The 3,950-nt window shown below is 71.7% G+C and carries 3 protein-coding genes; all 3 read right to left on the bottom strand.

Going from position 1 to position 3,950, the window contains the following annotated elements:
* Positions 1-91: 91 nt before the first annotated feature.
* Entirely contained in the window at positions 92-1,534 is a 1,443-nt protein-coding gene (locus ACWF94_RS35680) for a GuaB1 family IMP dehydrogenase-related protein (RefSeq protein WP_453498444.1), read from the bottom strand.
* A 248-nt stretch (positions 1,535-1,782) separates the two neighbouring features.
* Positions 1,783-2,826, bottom strand: coding sequence for a sugar-binding transcriptional regulator (locus tag ACWF94_RS35675; RefSeq protein WP_453498441.1), 1,044 nt, complete (start codon positions 2,824-2,826; stop codon positions 1,783-1,785).
* Positions 2,827-2,957: 131 nt separating this feature from the next.
* Entirely contained in the window at positions 2,958-3,644 is a 687-nt protein-coding gene (gene rpe, locus ACWF94_RS35670) for a ribulose-phosphate 3-epimerase (protein WP_453498438.1), read from the bottom strand.
* Positions 3,645-3,950 lie beyond the last annotated feature (306 nt).

The raw sequence follows: 3,950 nt of genomic DNA, 5'->3' as shown, positions 1-3,950 counted from the left end.
ACCGGTCCGCGCACGGGGCGGACCCGGCCCGTGCGCGGAGGCGGACCCCCGACCCGGCCCCGTGCCCAGGTCGGCGCGGGCTCGCGCGCGGTCAGTTCCAGCTTGCGTGCAGCGGTTTGCCCTCGGCGTATCCGGCGGCGCTCTGCACACCGACGATCGCCCGCTCGGCGAACTCCTCCAGCGAGGCGGCGCCCGCGTAGGTGCAGGAGGAGCGGACGCCCGCGATGATCGAGTCGATCAGGTCCTCGACGCCGGGGCGGTCCGGGTCGAGGAACATCCGCGAGGTGGAGATGCCTTCCTCGAACAGCCCCTTGCGGGCCCGGTCGTACGCCGACTCCTCACTCGTACGGTTGCGGACGGCGCGCGCGGACGCCATGCCGAACGACTCCTTGTAGAGCCGCCCGTCGGCGGTCTGCTGAAGGTCGCCCGGGGATTCGTACGTCCCGGCGAACCAGGAGCCGATCATGACATTGGAGGCGCCCGCGGCGAGCGCCATGGCGACATCGCGCGGGTGGCGGACACCGCCGTCGGCCCAGACGTGCTTGCCGTACTTCTTCGCCTCGGCGGCGCACTCCAGTACGGCGGAGAACTGGGGGCGGCCGACGCCGGTCATCATGCGGGTGGTACACATGGCCCCGGGGCCCACTCCGACCTTGACGATGTCGGCGCCCGCCTCGATCAGGTCGCGCACCCCCTCGGCGGCGACGATGTTGCCCGCGACCAGCGGGACCCGGGGGTCGATCCCCCGGACCGCCTTGATCGCGGAGATCATCGACTCCTGGTGGCCGTGCGCGGTGTCGACGACCAGGGTGTCGATCCCGGCGTCGAGAAGCTGCTTGGCCTTGCCCGCCACATTGCCGTTGATCCCGAGGGCGGCGGCGATCCGCAGCCTGCCCCGGGCGTCGGTGGCCGGGGTGTAGAGGGTGGCGCGCAGCGCGCCCTTGCGGGTGAGGATCCCCGCGAGGCGGCCTTCGGCGTCGACGGCCGGGGCGTAACGCCGGTTGGCGTTGTCGAGTTTGTGGAAGGCGTCACGCGGGTCGATACCGGCGTCGAGGATCAGCAGGTCCCTGGACATGACCTCGGAGAGCTGGGTGAAGCGGTCGACTCCAGTGAGGTCCGCGTCGGTGACGACACCGACCGGCCGGTGTCCGTCGTCGACGACCACGCCCGCTTCATGCGCCCGCTTGGGCAGCAGGGCCAGCGCGTCGGCGACGGTCTGGGTGGGCGCGAGCACGATCGGGGTGTCCAGGACCAGATGGCGCGACTTGACCCAGGCGACCACATCGGTGACGACCTCGATGGGGATGTCCTGGGGGATCACGACGAGGCCGCCGCGCCGGGCGAGGGTCTCGGCCATCCGGCGGCCCGCGATGGCGGTCATATTCGCGGCGACCAGCGGAATGGTGGTCCCGGTGCCGTCTGGGGACGAGAGGTCCACACCCTGACGGGAACCTACGGCGGAGCGCCTCGGCACCATGAACACGTCGTCGTAGGTCAGGTCGTACGGCGGCTTCGAATCATTGAGGAAACGCACGTGCTGGACATCCCAGTCGATCGGAGGGCCCCCGGGCAGCTCAGCCGGGGAAAGCGCACGTACTTCATTGTCCCATGCCGCCGGGATCACCCGCTCTGGGAGAAAGCTCCGGCTCATGAGGGTGGCGCCGGTCAGATCCTCCAAACTCCGGCGCGCGGCGACCGGGCCGCCCTCCTGCCCGCGCTCCCCACAGGAGCGGGCCCGGCCCAGGACCGCCTCAAGGGGCCCCAGGGCCGGGGACCGGTCCCTCAGTCGTCGGGGTCCGCGCGCTCCAGGGCCGGGCGCGGGCCCGCCGGGGCCGCGAGCAGTTGGTCCGCCGCGGCGGTGTCCGTCACCAGGCTGGTGACGAGCCCGGAGCGCAGGACGGCCGCGATGGCCTCTGCCTTGCGCCGGCCGCCCGCGATGGCGACGACCTCGGGGATCCGGCGGAGCCGGTCGGCTTCCACGGTGATGCACCGTTCGCCCAGGTCACGGCCGACGCGGCGGCCGTCGGTGTCGAAGAGGTGGGCGGACATCTCGGCGGCGACGCCATAGGAGGCGTACCGTGCGCGCTCCTCGTCGCTGAGCATGTCGTGGACGGTGGAGATACCGCGCTCCCACGAGCCGATGGAGACGGCCGCGACGGTGACCTTGTCGAAGTACTCGAAGGCACGCGCGATACCGGTCTGGCTGCGCAGCGCGGCGGCGGTCGCCGCGTCGGGCAGCAGCATCGGCGCGTAGATCGGGTGGGCGTCACCGCCCGAGACCTGTGCCGCGCGCCGGACGGCCTCGACCGAGCCGCGCTCGGCGGTCCCCGCGTCGTAGACACCGGTGAGCTGGACGACCGTGCACGGCGGCAGCCGGTCGAGCGCGGCGGCCATATGGATGGTCGACCGGCCCCAGGCCAGGCCGAGCACATCGCCTTCATTGACCAGTTCACCGAGCAGATCGGCGGCCACCTCGCCCAGGTTCTCCGGGTCGGGCGACTCCTCGGCCTCCTCCGCGGGGGACTCGACGACGACCGCGTGCCGCAGCCCGAAGTGGGAGCGGAGCGCGTCGGAGCGCTCGGCGTCCAGTTCGGCGGGGACCCGGATCTCGATGCGTACGAGATCCCGCTCCAGCGCCGTCTCCAGGACCCGGGCGACCTTGAAGCGGCTGACTCCGAACTCCTCCGCGATCTGGATCTTGGACTTGCCCTCCAGATAGAAACGGCGGGCCATGGCCGCCGCCTGCACCAGTTCCGCGGGTCCCATCCGCGGGGCAGACCGTCCCACCGGCCTAGCAGACACCGCGATCTCCTCACTGCTGTTCACACTCCGGACCCGTCATGCTGTCAGATCCGCCGGATGTTGATCAGCCCTGACGGGCCTGGTTCACTTGCTGATCACTCAGCGATTGCTCTGCGTTCGCGTTCCGCGGCTCAGCGTGCGCACGCGCGGGCCGCTCAGTGACGGCAGGCCCACCCCGCCGTCGCGGTGGTCTCCTCCGCGCGGGCGCGCAGCGAGCGCACCGCCTGCGCGGGATCGTCCGCCCCGTAGACGGCGGAACCGGCGACGAACACATCCGCGCCCGCGTCGGCGCACCGCTCGATCGTCGCGTCCGATACGCCACCGTCCACCTGGACCCACAGGTCGAGGCCGTGCTTGGAGATCAGCTCACGGGTACGGCGGATCTTCGGCAGCATGATGTCGAGGAACGCCTGCCCGCCGAAACCGGGCTCCACGGTCATGATCAGCAACATGTCCAGCTCGGGGAGCAGATCCTCGTACGGCTCGATCGGAGTGGCGGGCTTGAGCGCCATCGAGGCCCGTGCGCCCTTGGCCCGGATCTCCCGCGCCAGCCGTACGGGCGCGGCGGCGGCCTCCACATGGAAGGTGACGGAACCCGCCCCCGCTTCGACGTACTGCGGTGCCCATCGATCGGGGTCGGCCATCATCAGATGGCAGTCCAGCGGGATGTCCGTCGCCCGGCTGAGGGACTCCACGACCGGCACGCCCAGCGTCAGATTGGGCACGAAGTGGTTGTCCATCACATCGACATGGAGCCAGTCGGCGCCTTCGACAGCCTTGGCCTCTTCCGCCAGGCGGGAGAAGTCTGCGGAGAGGATGCTGGGGTTGATCTGTACGGCCATGGCCCAAGCCTGCCATGCTCCGGGCCGCTTCCCCGCCCGAGTGGCCCTTCCGGTACGGACCAATGGTGGCGCGAGGTCAGCACAGTCCCCGGTAATCCCGGGCAGTCCCGGCGTTTCGACCGCGCCGCGCGCCCGTCGGCCATGGCTCCCGGGCGCTCATTCCGGGCGGCTTGTCCCGGGCGGCTTGTCCCGGGCGGTTTGTCCCGCGCGCCGGTGCTCCGCCCGGCCGCACTCGTCCCGGGACCGGCGCCCTGAGCGGGCGGCCCGCCGCGCGCCACCGGCCCGGGGCGCGCGAGGGACCAGCCC

It is taken from the genome of Streptomyces sp. NPDC055078 (genome assembly GCF_053607985.1).
This window is presented reverse-complemented; position numbering and strand designations above follow the sequence as displayed.